General features: G+C 70.7%; 22 protein-coding genes. 10 read left to right on the top strand and 12 right to left on the bottom strand.

Features of this window, described 5'->3' with window-relative positions; translation table 11 throughout:
• Positions 1-76: 76 nt before the first annotated feature.
• Positions 77-241: a DUF7838 family putative zinc beta-ribbon protein gene (locus NO930_RS03880; protein ID WP_199242211.1), complete on the bottom strand. Its 165-nt coding sequence runs from the start codon at positions 239-241 to the stop codon at positions 77-79.
• A 57-nt stretch (positions 242-298) separates the two neighbouring features.
• Entirely contained in the window at positions 299-1279 is a 981-nt protein-coding gene (locus NO930_RS03875; protein WP_137783571.1) for an A24 family peptidase, read from the bottom strand.
• A gap of 99 nt (positions 1280-1378) precedes the next feature.
• Here NO930_RS03875 and NO930_RS03870 point away from each other — a divergent pair, with 99 nt between their 5' ends.
• Positions 1379-1894, top strand: coding sequence for an HPP family protein (locus tag NO930_RS03870; RefSeq protein ID WP_137783570.1), 516 nt, complete (start codon positions 1379-1381; stop codon positions 1892-1894).
• A 131-nt stretch (positions 1895-2025) separates the two neighbouring features.
• Here the strand turns inward: NO930_RS03870 and NO930_RS03865 are convergent, their stop codons facing one another.
• From NO930_RS03865 to gatD, 4 genes are all read right to left on the bottom strand, one after another.
• Positions 2026-3303: a DUF6498-containing protein gene (locus NO930_RS03865; protein ID WP_256402548.1), complete on the bottom strand. Its 1278-nt coding sequence runs from the start codon at positions 3301-3303 to the stop codon at positions 2026-2028.
• A 49-nt stretch (positions 3304-3352) separates the two neighbouring features.
• Positions 3353-3568, bottom strand: a complete 216-nt coding sequence (locus NO930_RS03860; RefSeq protein ID WP_137783568.1) for a hypothetical protein — start codon at positions 3566-3568, stop codon at positions 3353-3355.
• A gap of 103 nt (positions 3569-3671) precedes the next feature.
• Positions 3672-4781, bottom strand: a complete 1110-nt coding sequence (locus NO930_RS03855; RefSeq protein WP_256402547.1) for a GNAT family N-acetyltransferase — start codon at positions 4779-4781, stop codon at positions 3672-3674.
• Positions 4778-6100, bottom strand: a complete 1323-nt coding sequence (gene gatD, locus NO930_RS03850; RefSeq protein ID WP_256402546.1) for a Glu-tRNA(Gln) amidotransferase subunit GatD — start codon at positions 6098-6100, stop codon at positions 4778-4780. Before gatD ends, NO930_RS03855 begins: the two co-directional genes overlap by 4 nt.
• Before the next feature lie 104 nt (positions 6101-6204).
• On the opposite strand from gatD, the gene deoC reads away from it, so the two are divergent.
• Together deoC and NO930_RS03840 are read left to right on the top strand one after the other, a co-directional pair.
• Complete coding sequence (deoC, locus tag NO930_RS03845) at positions 6205-6858, top strand: deoxyribose-phosphate aldolase (protein WP_256402545.1); 654 nt, start codon at positions 6205-6207, stop codon at positions 6856-6858.
• A 71-nt stretch (positions 6859-6929) separates the two neighbouring features.
• Positions 6930-7154: a hypothetical protein gene (locus tag NO930_RS03840; RefSeq protein ID WP_137784253.1), complete on the top strand. Its 225-nt coding sequence runs from the start codon at positions 6930-6932 to the stop codon at positions 7152-7154.
• Between the two features lie 123 nt (positions 7155-7277).
• Here NO930_RS03840 and dpsA read toward each other — a convergent pair whose 3' ends face one another.
• Positions 7278-7826 carry a DNA starvation/stationary phase protection protein DpsA gene (gene dpsA / locus NO930_RS03835; protein ID WP_137784254.1) on the bottom strand — a complete coding sequence of 183 codons (549 nt, stop codon included), beginning with the start codon at positions 7824-7826 and terminating at the stop codon, positions 7278-7280.
• A gap of 258 nt (positions 7827-8084) precedes the next feature.
• Here dpsA and NO930_RS03830 point away from each other — a divergent pair, with 258 nt between their 5' ends.
• Both NO930_RS03830 and NO930_RS03825 read left to right on the top strand, forming a co-directional pair.
• Positions 8085-9536: a HEAT repeat domain-containing protein gene (locus NO930_RS03830; protein WP_256402544.1), complete on the top strand. Its 1452-nt coding sequence runs from the start codon at positions 8085-8087 to the stop codon at positions 9534-9536.
• 54 nt (positions 9537-9590) lie between these two features.
• Positions 9591-11327, top strand: a complete 1737-nt coding sequence (locus tag NO930_RS03825; RefSeq protein ID WP_256402543.1) for a phospholipase D-like domain-containing protein — start codon at positions 9591-9593, stop codon at positions 11325-11327.
• A 49-nt stretch (positions 11328-11376) separates the two neighbouring features.
• On the opposite strand, the gene han is transcribed toward NO930_RS03825, so the two are convergent.
• The gene (han, locus tag NO930_RS03820) at positions 11377-13323 is read right to left on the bottom strand and encodes a Hef-associated nuclease (RefSeq protein ID WP_256402542.1); all 1947 of its coding nucleotides are present in this window, start codon (positions 13321-13323) and stop codon (positions 11377-11379) included.
• A gap of 137 nt (positions 13324-13460) precedes the next feature.
• Between han and NO930_RS03815 the strand changes: the two genes are divergently transcribed.
• The 5 genes from NO930_RS03815 to NO930_RS03795 all read left to right on the top strand — a co-directional run bounded on the left by NO930_RS03815 (position 13461) and on the right by NO930_RS03795 (position 17590).
• Positions 13461-13982: a Mov34/MPN/PAD-1 family protein gene (locus tag NO930_RS03815; protein WP_256402541.1), complete on the top strand. Its 522-nt coding sequence runs from the start codon at positions 13461-13463 to the stop codon at positions 13980-13982.
• A complete protein-coding gene (locus tag NO930_RS03810; RefSeq protein ID WP_137783829.1) occupies positions 13979-14443 on the top strand; it encodes an FAD synthase family protein in 465 nt (154 codons plus the stop codon). Before NO930_RS03815 ends, NO930_RS03810 begins: the two co-directional genes overlap by 4 nt.
• A gap of 47 nt (positions 14444-14490) precedes the next feature.
• Positions 14491-15891: a heme o synthase gene (locus NO930_RS03805; RefSeq protein ID WP_137783830.1), complete on the top strand. Its 1401-nt coding sequence runs from the start codon at positions 14491-14493 to the stop codon at positions 15889-15891.
• 74 nt (positions 15892-15965) lie between these two features.
• On the top strand, positions 15966-16208 hold the full coding sequence (locus NO930_RS03800; RefSeq protein ID WP_256402539.1) for an Rdx family protein: 243 nt from the start codon (positions 15966-15968) through the stop codon (positions 16206-16208).
• 56 nt (positions 16209-16264) lie between these two features.
• Positions 16265-17590: a 5'-deoxyadenosine deaminase gene (locus tag NO930_RS03795; protein WP_256402538.1), complete on the top strand. Its 1326-nt coding sequence runs from the start codon at positions 16265-16267 to the stop codon at positions 17588-17590.
• 126 nt (positions 17591-17716) lie between these two features.
• Here the strand turns inward: NO930_RS03795 and NO930_RS03790 are convergent, their stop codons facing one another.
• The 4 genes from NO930_RS03790 to hemC all read right to left on the bottom strand — a co-directional run bounded on the left by NO930_RS03790 (position 17717) and on the right by hemC (position 21154).
• Entirely contained in the window at positions 17717-18118 is a 402-nt protein-coding gene (locus NO930_RS03790) for a hypothetical protein (RefSeq protein WP_256402537.1), read from the bottom strand.
• 222 nt (positions 18119-18340) lie between these two features.
• Positions 18341-19132 carry a uroporphyrinogen-III synthase gene (locus NO930_RS03785; RefSeq protein WP_256402536.1) on the bottom strand — a complete coding sequence of 264 codons (792 nt, stop codon included), beginning with the start codon at positions 19130-19132 and terminating at the stop codon, positions 18341-18343.
• Positions 19129-19923 carry a uroporphyrinogen-III C-methyltransferase gene (cobA, locus tag NO930_RS03780; protein WP_137784140.1) on the bottom strand — a complete coding sequence of 265 codons (795 nt, stop codon included), beginning with the start codon at positions 19921-19923 and terminating at the stop codon, positions 19129-19131. The genes NO930_RS03785 and cobA overlap by 4 nt, the downstream gene beginning before the upstream one ends.
• Positions 19916-21154: a hydroxymethylbilane synthase gene (gene hemC / locus NO930_RS03775; RefSeq protein WP_256402535.1), complete on the bottom strand. Its 1239-nt coding sequence runs from the start codon at positions 21152-21154 to the stop codon at positions 19916-19918. Before hemC ends, cobA begins: the two co-directional genes overlap by 8 nt.
• Positions 21155-21348: the final 194 nt, after the last annotated feature.

The raw sequence follows: 21348 nt of genomic DNA, 5'->3' as shown, positions 1-21348 counted from the left end.
TCAGAAAGCGTCACCGCGGTCGGGGGCACGGCCGGCGTCAGAAGACGGAAGCGACCCGCCGGACTCGATCGCGTGGTCAGGCAGCGAGCGTGTCGATTCCGTTTATCTCGATGAACCCGTAGCCGCACTCCGGACAGCGCCACTTCGTCTTCTCGCCGAGGTGAAGCGTCATCGCCGCGGTCCGATAGAACTGCTGAGACTCCCCACACGACGGACAGTCTACCGCCTTTTCGAGCGCCATGTGCCCGGATCCGGCCGGCGCGGTTTTCAAGCTACTGATCCGCGCTCTCTGGACCCGTCACACCACCCCGACCGCGGCGAGCGCCGCGAACAACACGTCGCCGTACGTCAGCGAGACGAGCAGCCCGACGGCCATGGGAACGACGAACGGCATCCCGGGCGAGACGCGAACGCGGTCCGCGTGCGCGACGGCCGCCAGTCCCCCGCGGAGCGTGTCGGCGTCAGTGCCGTACGCGCCGTGGTCGATCTCGTCGAGGAACCGCTCGGCCGCCCACGGGTCGCCGCCGCGCGCATCCTCGTCCCGCGACTCCGTGACGCCGCCGTCCGTCCGCGGGCCGACGTGTGTGCCGCCGTCGGTGGGATCGAACGTTGCACCGACGCTGTCCGGATCGCGCAGCCGCTCGGGGTCGGCGCGAAGATCCGCCAGCGTGATTCCCCGCCAGCGGAGGTACATCCGGAGCGCGTCGAGGTCGAGCCCGCCCCGCGTCACCCCGCTCTCGTCTTCGAAGAGCCGTCCGTGTCGGTCGGGGAGGGAATCGACGCTCACCGGGCGCGCGAGGAACATGGTCGGCGAGACGGTACCGCGGGTGAGGTTGAGAGCCGCCAGCCCGACGGGATACGCCAGTCCGATCAGGACCGTGTTCGTCAAGATCGTGAGCGAGAAGACGCCGAGCTGGGTGCCGACGATCGGAAACGTCGACCCGGCGATCTCGTAGGCGGGGAACGTCGGAAAGACGAGCGCGAGCGCGATGAGCGCCTTCGCGTCCGCGCCGCCGAACGCACCGAGATACCAGAACGCGTAGCCGAGCGGCGCGACGAAAAAGAGGCTGATCGCCGCCCGAACGAGGAACAGCCGCCCCTCGACGCCCGCGAGCGGCCACAGCGCGGCGACCTCCCAGAGTAAGAGCAGCGCCCCGAAGAGGTACAGCGGCGGCCACAGCCGGTTCGGGAGGCGTCGGGTCCGGACGTCCCGCATCGCCGCCCACGCGAAGACGGGGACGACGAGCAGTCGGAGGGCGTCCGGCAGCGTCGCGAACATGTCATCACCCGCGGTACGGGCGTAATTAGGCGTTCGGGTTCGGCTATCGCGACCGATACTTCGAGAGGCCTTTCCGCGCCGCCCGCCGACTCCGTCGCGATGCGTCGCCGCGTCGGTACGAGCCTGTACGCCGGTCTCCTCTTCACCGTTCTCGCCGCGGTCGCGTGGGCGACGGGACAGCCGTTCGTCTTTCCCAGCCTCGGCCCGTCGGCGTTCGCGCTCGCGTTCGACCGGCGCGCCGAGCGGGAGCGGGCCGCCCGGGTCGTCGGGAGCCACTTCCTCGGGGTCGTCGCCGGCGTCGCGGCCTGGTGGCTGGTCGCCGACGGGGCGGCGCTGATCCAGACGCCGCCCGCCCTCTCGGCGACGGGATTCCGGCTCGTCGCGAGCGCGACCCTCTCGCTCGTGGCGACCAGTTGGGCGATGATCGCGACGGGGGCGGTCCACCCGCCGGCTTGCGCCACGACGCTCATCGTCTCGCTCGGGCTGCTCACGACGCCGATCGAGGTGGGAGCCATCGCCGTTAGCGTGGTCGTGCTCGTCGGAGTCCACGAACTCGTCGTCCGGACGTTCGAGCGGCTCGTCGGCGACACGCACCCGCAGTATCGCGGTGAATAGTAACACGCCCCACGACGCAACCGACCGCGTCAGTTCGCCGACCGCGTCAGTTCGCCGACTGCGTCAGTTCGCCGACTGCGTCAGTTCGCCGACTGCGTCAGTTCGCCGACTGCGTCAGTTCGCCGACTGCGTCAATTCGCCGGCCGCATCGCCCGTCGGTCGAAGACGTCGAGGACGGGATCGGGGTCGGCGAGTAGGGGTATCTGACGTTCGCGGTCGCCGAGATCGATCACGACCGTCCCGGTTCCGAGCCGGCGGTCGAGCCACGTTCGGACCAGTCGGAGGTCGGTCTCGTCCCACGGTTCGATCCGCCACAGCGCGGTCCCGAACAGTCGGTCGTACGCGACGAGCGCGTCGTCCCCGACGCGGTACTCGACGAGCCCGTATCGAAGCTCGTGGTCGATCGCGGCGACCGTGACGGGAACCGCAACGGCGACCCCGCCGAGAGCCGCGGCGGTCGCCCACTCCCGGCCGATAGCGAACAGCAACCCGACGCAGGCGGGGAATCCGCCAAGCAGCCAGAGCCCGGAGTGTCTGCCGACCGTGAACACCGCGCCGGCGACGCGGCCGCGGGGAGACAGCCGAATCGTCCGCGAGCGCTCGGCGAGCGGATCGCGGACCGGCTCCGGCTCCGGCGGATCGTACGAGAATCCCAAATCGAGCGACGACGACTCGTCGAACGCCGCCAGCCGGTCGCCGTACAGCCCCGCGAGGTCGACGGCGAGCTTCAAGGCGATCACGCCGCAGAGCACCGGCAGGCCGACCGCGTCCGGATCGATCGCGCTCAGCGGGGCCTCGGTCCCGACGGTCGCCGCCCCGACGAGCGTGACGATGACGATCGCGCCGAAGAAGATCGCCATCCCGTGGGCGAACACGCCCCGTATCGCCGTCTGTGCGCTGTGCTCGCGGTATCCGCCGCGGTACCCGTACTCGACGACCGTCGCGGCCGCCTCCGCGGCGAAGAGCCCGATCGTCGCGAGCGCAACCGTATCGAGCGCGTCCGGCGCGAGCCCGCCGTCGACGACGACGCCGACAGTGAGCGTTCCGACGACGGCCCAGACCGCGGCGAGGACCGCCGCGGCGACCGGGAGCACGAGCACCGAGGAGAGCCAGATCTGCGCGTCCGTTCGGGGTATCGACAGCGAGATGCGGCGAGCGGCGAGGGGGTCGGCTATCAGCGTCCCGGCCTCGAACTCGGACGGCCGCCCGGCGAACAGCCCGCGCACGACGGCCCAGAACGAGGCGATCCCGAGTTCGAACCAGTAGAGCGTGACGAGCGCGGCGGCGTTCCAGCCGAGTGCGACGACCCCGACGAGCGGGATCAGCGTCGCCGTGGCGACCGCGAGCGCACGGGGACGGCGACCGCGAGCGAGCGGGCTCACGACAGCGAGGCGTCCGGTGGAGGGCATCCGTCGGCTGTTCCGCGTCAGCGTATATAAACGGACGGGAGGCGTCGGGTCAGTCCTCGGTCGGACCGTCTCCCCGATACACGTAGAGATACGCCAGCACGGGGACGATGGTGAACGCGAGCGTCGCGAGACACCACGCGAGCGCCCGATCGCTTCCGCGGGCCTTCGCGTCTCGGTAGATCCAGACGGCCACTGCGAGCACGATTCCGTAGATCGCCCCGTAGTAGAGCAGCGACCGAAGCGTCGCGAACGTCACCGGGTCCATACCGACTCGGACTGCCCGTATCGGAAAGAGGATGACGGTTCTGCGACCGAATCGGTGTTTCGACCTCCAGCGCCGTCGGTTAGGCCTCGGTCACGCCACCCGACTACGCGCCGTCGCCGGCGCCGGTGAGGTCCGCGCGCATCACGAAGTCGGGTTCGGCCGCGACGGCGACGCGGCTCGCGCCGGTGTCGCTCACGTGCTCTGCGGTCTCTGGAATCAGCACGCGGGTCGCATCAGCGTCGACAGCGGCGGCGTCCGTGGCGACGGCAGCGTAGAGCGCCCCGGCCGCGTCGACGTCGCGCCACGCGGCGACGCCGTACTCCGCGATTCTTTCGGGGTCGTCACTGTCGGCGTCACCGCCGTCGTCGACGGGGCGCTCTGCGGTCCGCGCCCGGACCGCGAAGCCGGCGACACCGTCGTCTCCGACCGCGATCAGCCGGTCGTCCGCGGCCGCCGCCGCGAGCCGGTCGCGGGTGAGTTCGGAACACGCCCACGGCTCGTCAGGGTCGAGCGCGAGCCCCCGCAGATGGTCGCGAGCGTCGCTGTCGGTCCAGCACGCCCACGCCGCGTTCGGGTCGGGATCGCCGATCCGAGACGGCGCGTGCGGCGGAGAGTCGGAGCGCGCAGTGAGCGCCCCCGCGTCGGGCTCCGGCTCCGCGAAGCGGAACTCCGTGGCGGGCTCGAAGCCGACCGCGCGCGACTGTCCGAGCCCCATGACGTTCCACGAGAACACCATGTTCCGACACACGGTCGCGCCGCGCTCGCGGGCCCACTCCAGCGCCGCCGTCGCGAGCGCGGTCCCGACTCCGCGGCCGCGCGCCGCGGGGTCGACGCGGATCCCCTGCGCCCACGCCTCCCACTCCGAGAGCAAGACGCCCTGAACGCAGCCGACGACGGCCTCGCGATCGCCGTCCGCGGACGCGCCGTCTCCCCCGCCCGTCACTAAGGTCTCCTCCCGCTCTCGTCCGTCGATGGCCGTCGCGTCGACCGCCGTCGGGGGGAGGACCGCGACGAAGGTGCCGCGGTCGGGGTCGTCGCTCGCGGCCCACTCGGCGAACACGCGCGGAATGTAGTCGGGGGAGCGGTCGCCCCACGTGTCGCGCGTGAACGCCGCGACCGCGTCCGCGTCGCCGGGGCGGGCCTCGCGGACGACGAGGTCGGCGTCGCCGGTCGCGGCGTCTCTCCCGTCCGTCTCCCCCGCGTCCGCCGTCATCGCCAGGGCTGTGACTCCTCCGTCAACTCGCCGGCGAGGTCGCGTCCCATCGCGTCGGCCGCGTCGTCGGCGTTCGCGAGCGCCCACATCAGCTTCACCTTCGCGGTGCCCGGAAGGGTGTCTCCCGCCTCGACGACGCCGGCGTCGAGCAGGTCGCGCCCCGTGTCGTACACGCGGTCGCACACGCGACCCTCGAGACACTGGCTCGTCATCGCGACGACCGCTCCGTCGTCGACGAGGTCCGCGATCCGGCCGATCAGGTCGGTGTGGACGTGGCCGAGACCGGTTCCCTCGATCACCACGCCGTCTTTCCCGTCGAGGTACTCCCACGCCGCCGGGTCCATTCCCGGGGTGAACTTGACGAGTTCCACGTCGGCGTCGAGGTCGGGGTAGAAGCCGACCTCGGCCGACGTGTCGCCGTTTTCGTCGTCCCCGTCGGCGGCCTCGCCGCGCGCGATCGGCTCGCGGTTCCACTCGATCGCGTCGTCGGCCGCCTCGCCATCAGCGCCCGCCTCGGCCGCCGCCTCGTAGTCGATCAGCCCGAGCGGCTCGGCACCGACGGTCTCGAAGGCGTCCCGGCGCGAGGTGTGGTTCTTCCGGACGCGGGTGCCGCGGTGGAGCGCGCAGGCGTCGTCGGACTGCGTCGCGTGCATGCACACCAGCGTCTCGGCGTGGTCGGCCTTCGCGGCCTCGACCGCACAGACCGCGTTCATCACGTTGTCGGAGGAGGGACGGTCCGCGGAGCGCTGGCTCCCGGTGAAGACGACGGGGACGGGCGAATCGAGAATAAAGGAGAGCGCGGACGCGGAGTACTGCATCGTGTCCGTGCCGTGCATCACGACGACGCCGTCGGCACCCGATTCTATCTCCTCGCGGACGGCCGTCGCGAGCTCTCGCCAGATCGACGGGTCCATGTTCTCCGAGAGGATGTTGGCGACGACCCGCCCGCGGTAGTTCGCGCGCCCCGCGAGGTCGGGAACAGCCCGGAGCACGTCCTCGGCGTCGAACTGCGCGGTGACCGCCCCGGTCCGGTAGTCGACGGTGGACGCGATGGTGCCTCCCGTCGAGATGAGCGAGATCGTGGGGAGATCCGAGTCGAAGGTGATCTCGGAGGCCTCCCCCCCGCCGGCGTCCGCGCCCTCGTCGACGTCGCGGGCACCGGATTCGAGCACTTCCACGTCGGCTTCGGTCCGATCGATACCGACGTTGTAGCCGCCGTCGAGCTTGACGACGAGGTGGTCGCGAGTCGTCGAGGGGAGCAGTACGCCCTCGTTCGTGACGTCCCCGCGGTCGACGCGGACGCGATCTCCCGGTTGCATACCACCCGGTTCCCCTGCGGCGGACTTGAATCCAACCGTTCGGGGCGCGAGGTGCCTCCGCCGTACCCCGTACGTCTTTTAGGCGCGATACTGTCTCCGAGCGTATGGACCGCGACGAGTTCGCCGCCAGCATCGACCACACCGTACTCGGCCCGGAAACGACGTGGGAAGACGTCGAGACCGTCCTCGACGAGGCCGCAGACCGCGGGATGAACGCCTGTGTCCCGCCCTGTTACGTCGCCGAGGCGGCGGACTACGTGAGCGATTCGGAAGGGGGACTGTCCGGAGCGCTCGCCACGGTTGTGGGGTTCCCCCACGGCCAGCACGCGCCGAGCGCGAAGCGAGACGAGGCGGTCGCGGCGTGGAACGACGGCGCGGACGAGATCGACCTGGTGATCAACGTCGGCCGGCTCAAGGCGGGCGCGGACGCCGTCGTCGCCGCCGAGATATCCGACGTCGTCGCCGCGGTGCCGATCCCGGTGAAAGTGATACTCGAAACGGCGCTCCTGACCGACGCCGAGACGCGCCGCGCCTGCGAGGCCGCCGTCGACGCGGACGCCGCCATGGTGAAGACGTCGACGGGGTTCGCCGACGGCGGCGCGACGGTCGCAGACGTGGCGCTGATGAGCGAGTACCTCCCGGTGAAGGCCTCCGGGGGGATCGGCTCCTACGAGGAGGCCGCTGCGATGCTCGACGCCGGTGCGGTCCGGATCGGCGCGTCCTCCGGTGTCGCCATCGTCGACGGCTACCGCGAGTGACCGCCGACCTCGTTTTCTCTCCGTGAGAATCCCGTGGTGGTGCTTTATACGTGGCTCGCGTAGTCTTGGGTATGAGCCACTCGACCACTGCGGCACAGCCCAGACTCGACGCGGCGTTCAAAGTGTTCGGCGCGGTCGGCATCCTGATCGCCGTCGTGCTCACCGTCGGAGTGCTCGCCCTGACCGATCCGTTCGGCGAGTACGTCAGCGTCTCGCCGGCCGTGTTCGGGAGCCTCCTGTCTGTGGGGCTCCTCGCCGCCGTCGGCTACGCGACGTACGCGCTCCGCCGCCGCTGAGAGGGTCCGAACCGCGTCGTGAGACGCGTGTCGACTGCCGCCGGAGCGAGGGGGTGACCGCGCACGACGACCCCGTCGCCTAACGGTGTGTGGAAATCTGCGAACAGGGGGACCGAAACGGCGTTACTGGAGCGTCTGCTCGGTGACGAGGGTGTCGTCTTCGAGGTAGTGCTCGATGTGGTGGCCGTGTTCCTCGACGTCTTCGAGGATTTCGCGGAGCTGTTCTTCGGTGTTGTAATCGCCGAGGCTGTTCGCGAGCTGAATGTGTTCGCGGAGCTGTTCCGTGATGTCGCCGAACATCTCGAGGTCGTTTTCCAGCGACGTGCGGATGTCGTACGCGTCGGCGTCCTCGGGGCTCACCGGCGCGTGCTCCTCGTAGTTCGCGCCGCCGGAGAGCGGCACGCCGCCGAGCGCCTGCGCGCGCTCCGCGAGCACGTCTGCACCCTCTTCGAGGTCGGCGGCGACCTCTCCGAGGTACTCGTGGATCCCGAGGAACTCGGCGCCCTCGACGAGCCAGTGGTGCTTTTTGATCTGGTGGTAGAGGACGTACGTCGCCGCGAGATCGCTGTTGAGCGCGTCGACGAGCTGCTCCGCTTTCTCTTCGGGAACGCGGAGCGCGTCGCTCTCGTGAACCTCTCCGTAGCGCTGACGGGCCTGCTTTTGCGTACTCATTGTGTGACTACACGTACGCGCGTTACGCACTTAAAACTTCTCACATATAGAATAGATATTTGAATAGTTGAAAACAAAATTTTGTAGAATGAAACGGTAGTGCGACACACAGCAGTTCGCCGACGCAGATCGCCGGGGGAGATCGGACCGAACTCGTATTTCGGTCCACAGTCGGCCTCGGCGGGGTCGCTCGACCGCTCGGCTCCCCCGCCCGCGAAGGGAAACGTCTTAATGGACTACGCGCGCAGTCTGTGGTGTATGAGCAACGGCGACGACGACCCGGCCGACGCCTCCGGAGAGGCCGACGCCCCGGGCGACGCGGAGGACGCGGCGGACGCCGGCGAGTCGACGGAGGCCGCCGCACCGACGCGTCCCGACGAACCGACCGAGGAGTCCTTGAACGAGTACCTCGACGAGATCGAGGCGCATCTCGACGAGGCCGAGACCGAGGCCGACCTCGACGACGTCGACGCGCTCCTCGACGACGCAGAGGCGGGCGTCGAGGAGGCCGACCTTCCCGAACCGGACGAAGACGACGACACCGACGATCCGCGCGGCGACCTCGAATCGCGGATCGCGGAGCTTCGCGAGGGCGTCGAGGACGCGCGCGGCCCGTACGGCTCGGACGTCGTCGACGAGATCGAGGCGGCGGCCGCGACGCTGGACGACACCGAGTGGACCGCCGACGGCCACGCCGACGCGGCCGACGCGGTTCGGGCGTTCGTCGACGCCGCCGCCGACGCGGTCGACGTGGAGGAGGGCGACGACGCGGACGCGGTTCTCGACGCCGCCGAGTCAGAGGAGACGACCGGGGCAGAAGAGACGGCAGATTCCGGGGAGCCGGCCGACGCCGTCCCGATCGAGACGCTCGCGACGGCGCTCGACGCGGTCGCCGACGCGGTCGCCGACGCGGACCTCGACGCCGACGACGACGCGGACACCATCTCGGCGCTGCTCGCCGCGGCCGACGACCTCACCGACGGTCTCGACGCCGCAGAAGAGTGGGACGACCTTGAGACCCACGAGCAGCTCCGCGCGCAGGGCTACTACGACGTGCTCGGCCACTACAAGGACTACCCGGTCGAGTGGGCCGCGCTGAAGGAACACGAGACGCGCGGCAACGTCGACATGATCCTGCTCGCGCTCGACTCGCTCGCCTCGGAGTTCATGGAGCGCCACTGCCTCGAAGCGCTCAAACGGATGGGGAAGCGCGGGAAGACGGAGGCCTCCCTCGAAGAGCTGCTCGGCCGCGCGGAGAAGCGCGACCAGTTCGCCATCCGCATCCTCGGGAAGATGGCCGCGACGGAGGCGACGGAGACGCTCGTCGAGTTCGTCCCCGAAGACTCGAACCCGCAGCTGCAGAAGGCGGCGTTCAAGGCGCTCGGCGAGATCGGCGCTTCCGAGGCCGTCCAGCCGCTCGCGGATCGACTCTCGACCGACAGCGACACGGACGACCTCGTCCAACCGCTCGCCGCCAGAGCGCTGGGTCTCATCGGCGACACCCGCGCCGTCGATCCCCTCGCGGACGTGCTCGCGGCCGAGGAGCGGGGCGACGACCTCCGCGCCGCCGCCGGCTGGGCGCTCCGACAGATCGGGACCCGAGAGGCGCTCGAAGCGGTCGCCGACCACGCGGACGAACACTCGTTCGTCGTCTCGACGGAGGGCGAGAAGGCCCAACGCTCGCTCGACGCGGCGGCCGCGGCCGCGTAACGCCGGACGTTCCGTCCCCTCCGTCTTTTATCTGATGCCGCGGGAACCGACGACGTGCGCTCCCACCCGCCGATCGGTCCGAGCGTCGCCGGGCGATACCCGCCCCTCGTCGTGCTCGCGCTTCTCGTCTGCGTCGCTGTCTCCGGTGTCCCGTCGGTCGCCGCGACCGCGGTCGGCGAACCGACCGCAGGCGGAACCGCAGACGCCGGCGACGCCGCGACACACAACGCGTCCGCGCGTCCGGCAGCGCCGGCGATCGTCGAGCTGTACCCGAATCCGACGACCGACCGAGACCGCGGCGAGTACCTCGTCGTCGCCCTCCCGTCGCGGGGGAACTGGTCGCTCTCGGACGGTCACCACGAGGCGTCGGTCCCGTCGAACGCGAGCGGGACCGTCGCGCTGTCCGCGGACCCCGAACGGAGCGCCCGGTTCCTGACCGACGGCCCGGCGGCCGCCGACCGGGGACCGGTCGACCTCCACCGACTCGACGGGTACTTTCCGCTGTCTGCGTCCGGTGACAGGATCGAACTCCGGCACAACGGCGTTCCCGTCGACGTCGTCGAGTACGGCCGCGTCAGCGACGGACACCGCTGGCGAGCGGACTGGGGCGAGTGGCGTCCCCGCGGGTACGACCCCAGGGCCCCGGTCCGGATCGGTGACGCGAGCGTGACTCCGTTCGTCCTCCCGGACAGCTCGGACCTCCCCGTGAGCGCCCTGCGTGGTGCGGACGATCGGCTCCTGCTCGCGGGGTACACCCTCGAATCGGACCGTGTCGCGGAGAGCCTCGTCGACGCCGCCGACCGGGGCGTCGCGGTCCGCGTCCTGCTCGAAGGCTCGCCGGTTGGCGGCTTCTCGGCACGGAGCGCCCGCCTCGTCGACCGGCTCGTCGCCGCCGGCGTCGAGGTCCGGATCCTCGACGGCGACGCGGAGCGGTTCCGCTTTCACCACGCCAAGTACGCGGTCGCCGACGACCGCGCGGTCGTGCTCACAGAGAACTGGAAAGCGTCCGGCACGGGCGGGCGAACCAACCGCGGGTGGGGCGTCGTCGCCGAGCCGACGGCCGACGCTGGGACCCGATCCGGATCGAATCGTCCGACTTCCGCGGCCGACGACCTCTCGGCGCTGTTTCGCGCGGACGCCGCCGCCGTCGACGCTCGCCCGTGGAGGGAGTTCAAGGCGGACACCGAGTTCCACGACTCGGGACGAGCGAACGACACGTACCCTACGCGGTTCGAGCCGCCCGCGCCCGCCCGCGCCGACGTGACGCTTCTCACCGCCCCGGGCAACGCGGCCGATCGGATCGTCGCCCGGATCGACGCCGCGGACGACCGGGTCCTCGCCGTGGTCCCGCGGACGGGCGGACCGAACGACCGGATCGTCCGCGCGCTCCGGCGGGCGGCCGGTCGCGGCGTCGACGTCCACCTCCTCCTCTCGGGTGCGTGGTACGACCGCGAGGAGAACCGAGAGCTGGTCGCGACGCTCGAACCCGAGCCGATCGCGGTCGCCGTCTCGGAGCCGCGGGGGAGGTACGGAAAGATCCACGCGAAGGGTCTCGTCGTCGACGACGCGGCGATCGTCGGCAGCCTCAACTGGAACGACGCCGCGGCGACGGAGAACCGCGAGGTGCTGCTGGCCGTCGACGACGCGGGAGTCGCCGACTTCTACGCTCGGGCGTACGCCGCCGACTGGCGCGGCGGCGGGGTCCACCTCCCGGTCGGGCTCCTCGCGGGATTCGGCGTCGCAACCGTCGGAGCGGGAGCGGCGGCCCGCAGAGAGGTGCGGTTCGCGTGAGCGAGAACTGGGACGCGGACCGCCGGCGGCGCGGTCGAGCCGACCGCGATCAGTCGTCGAGCGCGGCCGTCGAGGAGAGCGCCTCGTCGATCTCCGCGTCCGCCATCTTCTCCACGAGGGTCTCGATGACCGCACCGCGGCGGCCCTTCACGAACTTGATCGAGCCGACGACGAGGTGGCCGCCGCCGGAGACGCCGGCCTCGGGCAGCTCCTCGTTCAGCTCGGTCACCATGTTCGGGATGTCGAGCCGCACCCCGTCCGAGCGGAGGACGCAGAAGTCCGGCCCGTAGCCGATCGTGATGACGGGGTCGCCGGTCTCTTTCACGCGCGTGTCGTGGAGTTCGCCGGTCGTCTTCCCGGGGGCGGGGTACGTGAACCGATGGGCGTACTCGTCGAGGTCGATCCGGTACAGGTGCGCGCCCGAGGCCAGCCGCTCGTGCTCGACGTGGTCGTCGAGCGCGGCGAGCTGGCGGTCGACGTCGCGCTCGGCGCGCTCGGCGAGGAACTCGACCAGCTCCTCGTGGCGCGCTTCGTCTTCGCAGCCGACGTTCAGGGCGTCGTTGACGAGCGTCTTCCCCTCGGAGTAGCGCAGCCAGTGGGCGGCGTAATCGAGCGCCTCGCCGATGTCGAGCAGGTCGGACTTCTCGTAGCCGGCCTCGGCGGCGAGGTCGACGTAGTCGTCCATCGCCTCGGCCTTCGAGCGGTCGGAAAGTCCGGCGACAGCGGGGACGTGCTCAAGCTCCTCCGTGATCGACGGGTCGATCAGCCGGGCGAGTTCGACGCACATCATGCCCGTCGTGATCCGGTAGTCCTCGTCGTGGAGGTACGGGTTCACGTGCGCGTCGAGCAGCGGCTCGACGGCCTCCGGATCGGGATGGTGGTGGTCGACGACCGCGATGGGGATGTCGTAGTGCGTGAGGTTCTCGTAGGCTGGCACGTCCTCCTCCGTCGACCCGTTGTCGAGCATGAGCAGGAACGGGAGCTTCTGTCCGTGGCGGGCGCGCCCCTCCAGCGCGAAGTTGAGGTCGCGCGTCACGTCCTCCATCTCGTAGTACGGGGCCTTGCTCGGGAGCCGCTTGAACAGGTGTCGCGCCGCGTCGGGGTCCTCGTGGACGTCGCGGACGAAGCCCTCCAAGGCGAGCTGGACCGGGATCGCCGCGCACATTCCGTCTCCGTCGGCGTGGTGCCGGACGCGGATCGGGCGGCCGGCGAGGACGGTCCGACGCAGCAGTCGGGCCAGCTCGCGGAGGTCCTCGTGTATCGGCTCGAACGCCTCCCACTCGACGAGCGGGTCGATGTCGGCGGGCTCTGCGCGGTCGTCGAGCGCGGCCTCGAATCGCTCGCGGGCGTCCGCGGCGCGGTCGTCCGGCAGCCGGCTCAGGGAGTCTACCTCCAGCTGAAGGGCGTTTTCGCGGGTTTCGACCGTGCCAGAGACGTGGACCATGTCACCGACGGCGACCTCGGGGTACGCCCGAACGCCGGCCTCCTCGAAGGCGGCACACGAGAGGACGCCGGTGGCGTCCGCGACGGCGAAGATGGTCGGACCGCCGGTCTGTTTGGCCTGTACGACCTCCCCCTCGACGGTGACCTCGTCGCCCGGCGAAAGCCCGTGAACGCGTGAGACCGAAGGCTCGTGTGAGACCGTCTCGGTCCGGTAGTCGTCGAGGTGCGCGTCGTCGAACGCGACGTCGCCGTTCGGCTTCACCTCGGTCAGCCGGACGACGAGCCGGTCGCCGACGGCGTAGTCGTCGTCGAGGTTCGATTCGTGGACGAGGCCGCTCACGGCGTCCGAGACGTCGACGAAGACGCCGTAGTCGACGACGCCGTTGACTTCCGCGTGGTACAGCGCGTCGACCTCCGCGTCTTCGAGCGTACAGTCGGGTGCCAAGTCGTAGACGACCGGCCGAGTGTCGGCCGCCCCTTCTGCCGTCTCGGCGTCAGGTTCGAGGCTCGAATCGCCTCGCGTGCCGGAATTCCCGGCGGTGTTCTCGCTCATGCGCGTCAATCGGGAACGGCCGGGGTTAAGCTTGTTCTCTCGCGTCTGCGCGGCGGGAGCGACCCCGCCACCGGTCCCGTCGTCGCCGCGGTCGGCGGTCCGGAATCCCTATGAGGCGACGGCGACTGCGTTCTGGTATGCGACTGTTCCGCTCGGACGAACTCCTCGGGATCGCCCGAGAGGCGTTGGAGTTCATCCTCGAGGCGAGCGAGGAGAGCCACCCCAACGAGTACATGGGGTTCCTCCGCGCGGACGACGCTCGCAAGCTCGACGTCGACCGTGACGGGCAGGTGATAACCGACGTGCTCGTCATCCCCGGCACGGAGTCGAACCCGACGAGCGCGAGCGTTCGTACCCACATGAAGCCGAACGACATGCGCGCCGTCGGCTCGGTCCACTCGCATCCGAACGGAGCGCTTCGTCCGAGCGACGCCGACCTCGCGACGTTCGGACAGGGGCGCGTCCACATCATCGTCGGCGCGCCCTACGGCTGGGGCGACTGGAAGGCGTTCGACAACGAGGGCCGACAGACGACGCTCGACGTCCTCGACGTCGAGGTGCCGGACGAGCACTTCTTCGATTTCACACAGGAGGACATCGACCGCGAACTCGGCGACGAGCGGCGAGACGACCGCGGGTTCCTCTCGTGGTTTCGATGACGCGGGTCGTCGCGCAGGGGACGTTCGACCTGTTGCATCCGGGCCACGTCCACTACCTCGAAGACGCGGCGACTCACGGCGACGAGCTGCACGTGATCGTCGCGCGACAGACGAACGTCACCCACAAGCCGGACCCGATCCTGTGTGCCCGACAGCGGCGCGACATGGTCGACGCGCTCGACGCGGTCGACGAGGCGCACCTCGGCGACCCCGAGGACGTGTTCGTCCCGATCGAGCGACTCGACCCGGACGTGATCGTGTTGGGGTTCGACCAGCACCACGACGAGGCCGACATCGCCGGCGCGCTCGCCGACCGCGGGATCGACTGTCGTGTCGAGCGCGCCACCAGCCGGGAGCCTCGGTACGACGGCGAGGTGTTATCGAGCGGCGACATCGTCGACCGCATCCTGCGACGGCGGACCGCGGACGGTGACGGAGCGGCGACCGGCGAGCGCCCGTGACTCGCCGAAGCGCGGGACATATATGGATCGGTTCCTAAGCCTGTTCCGTGACGATACCCGACCGATTCCCCGCGGTCCTCGCCGCGACGGCGATGGGCGTGTACCTCCTGCTCGTCGTCGGTGCGACCACGTCGCTCACCGAGGCCGCGGCGGCCTGCGGGGGCTGGCCCGCCTGCGGCGACGGGACCGGACTCCCCGCGTCTCCGGGCGGGTGGATCGCGCTCGGGCACCGCCTGATCGCGGCCGTCGTCGGCGTCCTCGTCGTGACGTCGGCCGGCCTAGCGTGGCGGACGGGCGTGAGCCGTCGGATCCGTGCCGCCCTCGCCGGCGCACTGCTTTTGTACCCCGTACAGGCGGCCGTCGGCGCGCTCGTCGCCACCGGCGCGCTTCCGGCCGCCCTCGGCCCGCTCCACCTGCTCTTTGGCGTGATCATATTCGGTGCGGTTCTCGCCGGGCTCGCGTGGTGGCTAGAGGCGGAAACGGGTGATGACGACGCCCCCGTCGACTTCGATCTGGGAACGGACGACCTCCCGCCGGTGGAGGACGCGCCGGAGCCGGAGATACCGACGGCCACGCTGCCGCGGCTGCGAGCGACCGCGGCCGCCTACTTCCGACTCATGAAGCCCCGGCTGATGTGGCTCCTCTGTCTGGTCGCGGCCGCCGCGATGGCGCTCGCGGGCGGGTCGGGGTTCACTCCGTACGCCGTCGGCGCGACGCTCGCGGGCGGCGCGCTCTCGATCGGCGCGTCGGGGACGTTCAACCACGTCCTCGAACGCGACGTGGACAAGCGGATGCAGCGGACCAGCGACCGCCCGCTCGCGACCGACCTCGTTCCCGTGCCGAACGCGCTCGCGTTCGGCGGGCTGCTCACGGTCGTCTCGCTCGGGCTGTTCTGGAGCGTGAACCCGCTCACCGCCGCGCTCGGGCTGGTCGCCATCGTGTTCTACAGCGTCGTCTACACGCTCGTCCTCAAGCCGAACACCGTCCAAAACACCGTCATCGGCGGGGCCGCCGGGGCGCTGCCGGCGCTCATCGGCTGGGCTGCGGTGACCGGGACGGTCGGCGGCGGCGGGCTGCTGCTCGCGCTCGTCATCTTCCTGTGGACCCCCGCGCACTTCTACAACCTCGCGTTGGCGTACAAAGACGACTACGAACGCGGCGGGTTCCCGATGATGCCGGTCGTTCGGGGCGAGACGGCGACCCGACGGCACATCGTCTGGTACCTCGGCGCGACGCTCGTCGCCGCGGTCGCGCTCGCGGCGGCCGCCGATCCGCTCGGCGTGTTGTACGCCGCCGTGGGCGTCGCGCTCGGTGCGGTGTTCCTCTGGACCGTCGTTCGGCTGCACTACGAACAGACGGAGGCCGCGGCGTTCCGCGCGTTCCACGCCTCGAACGCCTACCTCGGGCTGCTGTTGTTCGCCGTCGTGTTCGACGCGCTGCTGGTCTGACTCGCCCGTGATCGGCGACGGATCCGGTGGCCATACACCGCGCGTTTAATCCGCTCGGGGTCCAACGCGGCCCCATGACCCGCGTCGAGATCGAGTACTGCGTTCCCTGCGGGATGTTGAACCGCGCCAGAGACGTCGCCGAGGCGGTGCTCCGGCAGTTCGGCGAGTCGATCGACGAGGTCGCGCTGGTGACCGGCGACGACGGGGTGTTCGTCGTCCGCGCCGACGGTGAGGTCGTCTTCGACGTCGCCGAGGACACCTACGACGTCGACGAGATCGTGCGAGCGGTTCGACCGCACGCCGGCACGCGCGACTGACGCTGGCACCGCGAACGAACAGACTCATCTGTGTTGGCCACCAGAAACGGCCGGACATGTTGATTTCCGGGACCGTCGTCGTCGATCCGGAGACCGTCGTGACCGACGGCGCAGTCGTCGTCGACGGGCGGACGATCGCCGCCGTCGGCGACGCGACGACCCTCCGTGACCGATACCCCGACCACGACCGCCGCGAGTGCGACATGGTCGCGCCGGGACTGATCGGCGGCCACGTGCACTCGGTGCAGTCGCTCGGACGGGGGATCGCCGACGACGCCGCGCTCTTGGACTGGCTGTTCGACGCCGTCCTCCCGATGGAGGCCGCGATGGACGCCGAGGCGACGCGCGCGGCCGCCGAGCTCGGCTACTTGGAGTGTCTGGAGTCGGGAACGACGACGGTGGTCGACCACCTCTCCGTGCACCACGCCGCGGAGGCGTTCGAGGCCGCGATCGAGACGGGGATCCGTGCACGTCTCGGGAAGGTGCTCATGGACCGCGACTCGCCCGACGGGCTCCTCGAAGACACGGAGACGGCGCTCGCGGAGAGCGAATCGCTCGTCCGCGAGTACCACGGCGCGGCCGACGGTCGGATCCGATACGCCGTCACGCCGCGGTTCGCTATCACCTGTTCTGAGGCCTGTCTCCGCGGCTGTCGCGCCCTCGCGGACCGCCACGAAGGAGTGACGATCCACACCCACGCGAGCGAGAACGAAGACGAGATCGAGGCGGTCGAGGCGGACACCGGGAAACGGAACCTCCTCTGGCTCGATGAGGTGGGACTGACGGGACCGGACGTGACGCTCGCACACTGCGTCCACACGGACGAACGGGAGCGCGAGGTGCTCGCCGAGACCGACACGGTCGTCACGCACTGCCCCTCGTCGAACATGAAACTCGCCTCGGGAATCGCTCCGGTGCAGGACTATCTCGACCGCGGGATCACGGTCGCGCTCGGCAACGACGGACCGCCCTGTAACAACACGCTCGACCCCTTCACCGAGATGCGGCAGGCGAGCCTCCTCGGGAAGGTGGACGCTCGCGACCCGACTCGGCTCCCGGCCGTGACGGCACTGGAGATGGCGACGACGAACGGTGCCCGTGCCGCCGGATTCGATCGGCTCGGGACGCTGCGGGAGGGGATGCGCGCGGACGTGATCGGGCTCACCACCGACCGGACGCGCGCCACGCCGATCCACGACCCGCTCTCGCACCTCGTGTACGCCGCGCACGGCGACGACGTGACGTTCACGATGGTCGACGGCGAGGTGCGGTACGCCGACGGCGAACACGTCGGGACCGACGCCGAGGCCGTCAGAGAGCGCGCGACCCGCCACGCGAAGCGGGTGGTCGAGACGGCCGGTATCGACACGGCCTCGCGGTGAGTCGCCGAAGCGGCCACTGGGAGTATGACGGAGGGAGCCGGAGCGAGACCACGGTCACCGTCCCGACACGTTCGAGTCGGTCGTCGGGAAACGCGTCGAGAAACGACGCCGGACCACAGAAATCGCCTACGTGGACGTGTCGACCGACGGCGCGGCCGCAGAGGGACTCTCCGCCCACCCGCGGGCGGCGGCGGTGTCGTTGAACGCCTCGACGTCGACCCCGTCGATGTCGATCGTCCGTTTGAGGTACCGGCGCTTCGAGCGCTCGCCGACGACGGCGAACCGCTCCACGCCGCGAGCGACCGCGATCTGCGCGGACTCTCGAAGGGCACGCCGGCCGGCGTCCGAGCACGGACGACTCGTTCGGACGACGATCACGACGGCGTCGATCGGCCGGTCGGTAGTGGTGGTCCGCCACCGGTCGAGGAGCGCCTCGGCGTCGTCGGGACTCAACCCGGTCCCGTGCGGGAATTCGACGACGATCACTTCGTCGTCGACCCGCAGCGCCCAGCGCTCGCTCGGTTCCATGTCCGCCCTTTTTCCTACCGGATGATAAATCCGCGGAACACATTATCAATATCGATATTAGAAGAAACGTTCTGCGAGCCGAACCGGCGCACCCGGGACTCAGGGCCCGCAGTCATCCACTTGAGCCCCGTGGCAGACTCTCCCCAAGCTGGTATCCACTCTGAGAGCTAGAGGGGGCAGGGGTCTGGTCGCGGTCGGCGACGTGACCGGTAGCCCGTCCGTTCACTCGGTCGCCGCGTCGACGACGGCGGTCGCGAGCGCGTCGAACTCGGCGTCATCGGGGACGACGTCGACGTCGATCCCGCGGTCGGCCGCCGTCTCCGCGGTCGGCGCGCCGATGGCACCGACGATCGCCGAGTCGAGTCCCCCGATGACCGCGTCACGAACGCCCCGCTCCGCGGCCGCGTCGAGGAAGTGCTCGACCGTGAGCGACGAGGTGAACGCCGCGGCGTCGAGCTCGCCGGCGGCGGCCAGTTCGGCCGACTCACCGGCTTCCGACGGGCGCGTCAGGCGGTACAGAACCGTCTCGGTCGGCTCCGCGCCCGCCTCGCGGAGCCCGTCCAAGAGCACGTCGCTACCGTGGTCCGAACGCGCGACCTCGACGCGCTCGCCCGCCACGCGGTCGGCGAGCGCCGCGACGAGCCCCGCCGACGTGTACTCGTCGGGGACGACGTCGACTGTCCACCCGGCCTCGCGAGCCGCGTCGGCGGTCGCGGGACCGATCACCGCCAGCGTCGCGTCGCCGGGATCCCAGCCCGCCTCGGCCGCGAGTTCGACGCCGGTCTTGCTCGTGAGGACGACGAACGGGGCCTCGCGGGGGACCGCGCCGGTCGGCTCGACGGCGAGCATCGGGTCCGCGACAGGCTCTGCGCCGAGCGACTCCAGCAGCGCGGCGGCGTCGTCGATCCGCTCGTCGGCCGGGCGGAAGACGGCGACGCGTGGGCGGGGAGCGTCGCCGACCTCGGGTGCGTCGTCGCCGTCCCCGGGCGTGTCGGAGGTGTCGCCGTCGCTCACGCGGCGTCACCCCCGGCGGGCTCGTCGAGTTCGTTCTGCAGGAACGCGACCACCCGGTCGCGAGTCGCCGCAACGTCGCCGATCACGGTGATCGCGGGCGGCTCGATCCCGGCCTCGTCGCGGACCTCGACGATCGAGTCGAGCGTGCCCGTCGCCACGCGCATCTCCGGCCACGTCGCGCGCTCGACCAGCGCGACGGGGGTGTCGCCGCCGAGCCCGGCCTCGCGCAGCGCCGCGGTGTACCCCGGGAGCTTGCCGACGCCCATCAACACGACGATGGTGCCGCCGGTCGCCGCGAGCGCGTCCCAGTCGACGGCGGACTCGTCCTTCGTCGGGTCTTCATGGCCGGTGACAAAGGAGACGGAAGAGGCGTGATCCCGGTGTGTGACCGGTATCCCGGCGACCGCGGGTCCGGCGATGGCGGAGGTCACTCCCGGGACGACCTCGAAGGGGACGCCGGCGTCGGCGAGGTGTTCCGCCTCCTCGCCGCCGCGGCCGAAGACGAACGGGTCGCCGCCCTTGAGGCGGACGACGGACTTCCCCTCGCGGGCCAGTTCGACCAGCCGGCGGTTGGTGTACTCCTGCGGGGTCCACTCGCCGCCGGCGCGCTTGCCGACGTCCTCTCGTTTCTCCTCCGGAATCTCGCCCAGAATCTCCGGGCCGGGAAGCTTGTCGTGAAGGACCACGTCGGCCGACTCGATCAGCCGCGCCGCCTTCACCGTCAGCAGGTCGGGATCGCCCGGCCCGGAGCCGACGAGGTAGACGGTGCCGGGGGCCAACTCGTCACTCATCGTCCGCCTCCGCCAGGGTCTCCTCGTCCGCCTCCGCCTCCTCGCGCGCCGCCGCGATCAGGTCGGCCGCCCCGCGGTCCGCCAAGTCCGCCGCGAACGACTCGGCGGCCTTCGCGTGCGAGCGGATCGGCAGGTCGCGTGTGTCGGCCACCTCCTCGGTCCCGTCCGTCGAGAGCACGCGGACCCGCGTGTGGACGTGTTCGCCCTGCACGAGCGCCGAGACGCCGATCGGCGCGACGCAGCCGCCGTTGAGTTCGCCGAGGATCGTCCGCTCGACGGTGACCGCGACCCGCGTGCGCGGGTGGTCGATCGCGGACCGAACCGTCTCGACCACGTCGGAATCGGTCGCGGTGACGGCGATCGCGCCCTGTCCGGCGGCGGGGACGAACTCCTCGCGGGGGAGCCGCGTGGTCTCGACCTCGTGAAACAGCCCGGAGCGGCGGAGCCCCGCCTCGGCGAGGACGACCGCGTCGTACTCGGTCTCGACATCGCGCTCCATCGCCGAGCGTTCCAACTCTGAGAGGGAGTCGAACCACTCCTCGACGGGGCGTTCGAACTCCTCGTCGGAGCCGTCTGCGTCCCCCTCGCTCTCGCCCGCGCCGCCGTCTCCCGCGTCGTCGTCGAGAGCGTCCCAGTTCGGCTCGTCCGGCTCGGACGTTCCCTCGCCGGAAGCGTTATCTCCCCCCGTTTCGGCAGTCAGCGCGCGCGCCTCGCCGGAGGCTATCAGTCGACGCTCGTGTTCCGCCTGCAGCCGGGGCGCGAGCAGCTTCTCGATCCGGGTGTCGACGTTGCCGCGGAGCGGCTCGACGACGAGGTCCGGCCGTGCGGCCTTGAGCTGGGCGGTCCGCCGGAGCGATCCCGTGCCGACGACGGCTCCGGACGGGAGGTCCTCGACGCCGAGTCCGTCGGGGTGGACGAGCACGTCTCCGGCCGGGGCGCGCTCGGGGACGCCCGCGATCACCACGTCGTCCATCCCTTCTGTCGGAACGTCCTTCAGCGAGTGGACCGCGAGGTCGGCGTCGCCGGCGAGCACTTCCTCGTCGACGGCGCGGACGAACGCCCCCGTCCTGCCGAGACGGTGGATCAGTTCGTCCGGGATCTGGTCGCCGCGCGTCTCGACGCGCCGGATCTCCACGTCGCGCCGCCGGCTCGACAAGGCGTCGCGGACGGTCCCGGCCTGTTCGAGGGCCAGGTCCGATCCGCGCGTGGCGAGCCTGAGTGTCTCGGTCATACCCGAACGGAGGCCCCCCGCGTTCAAAAGGGCACTAGTTCGGCCGTGACGCCGACGCGCGGGCGGAACGGCGGACCGCGACGTGACCCTCGTCACACATCGGTCACGCACCGTGTGGTGGCGCGCCGGCGAGCGGTCGCCACCGGCGACCGCGAGACCGTCCGCGAGGGACGCGGTGAGCGACGCGGACGACC

The organism is Halorubrum salinum (assembly GCF_024494575.1).
Lineage (GTDB): Archaea > Halobacteriota > Halobacteria > Halobacteriales > Haloferacaceae > Halorubrum > Halorubrum salinum.
Note: the sequence above shows the minus strand (reverse complement) of the source record. Positions and strands in the feature narration are given on the sequence as shown.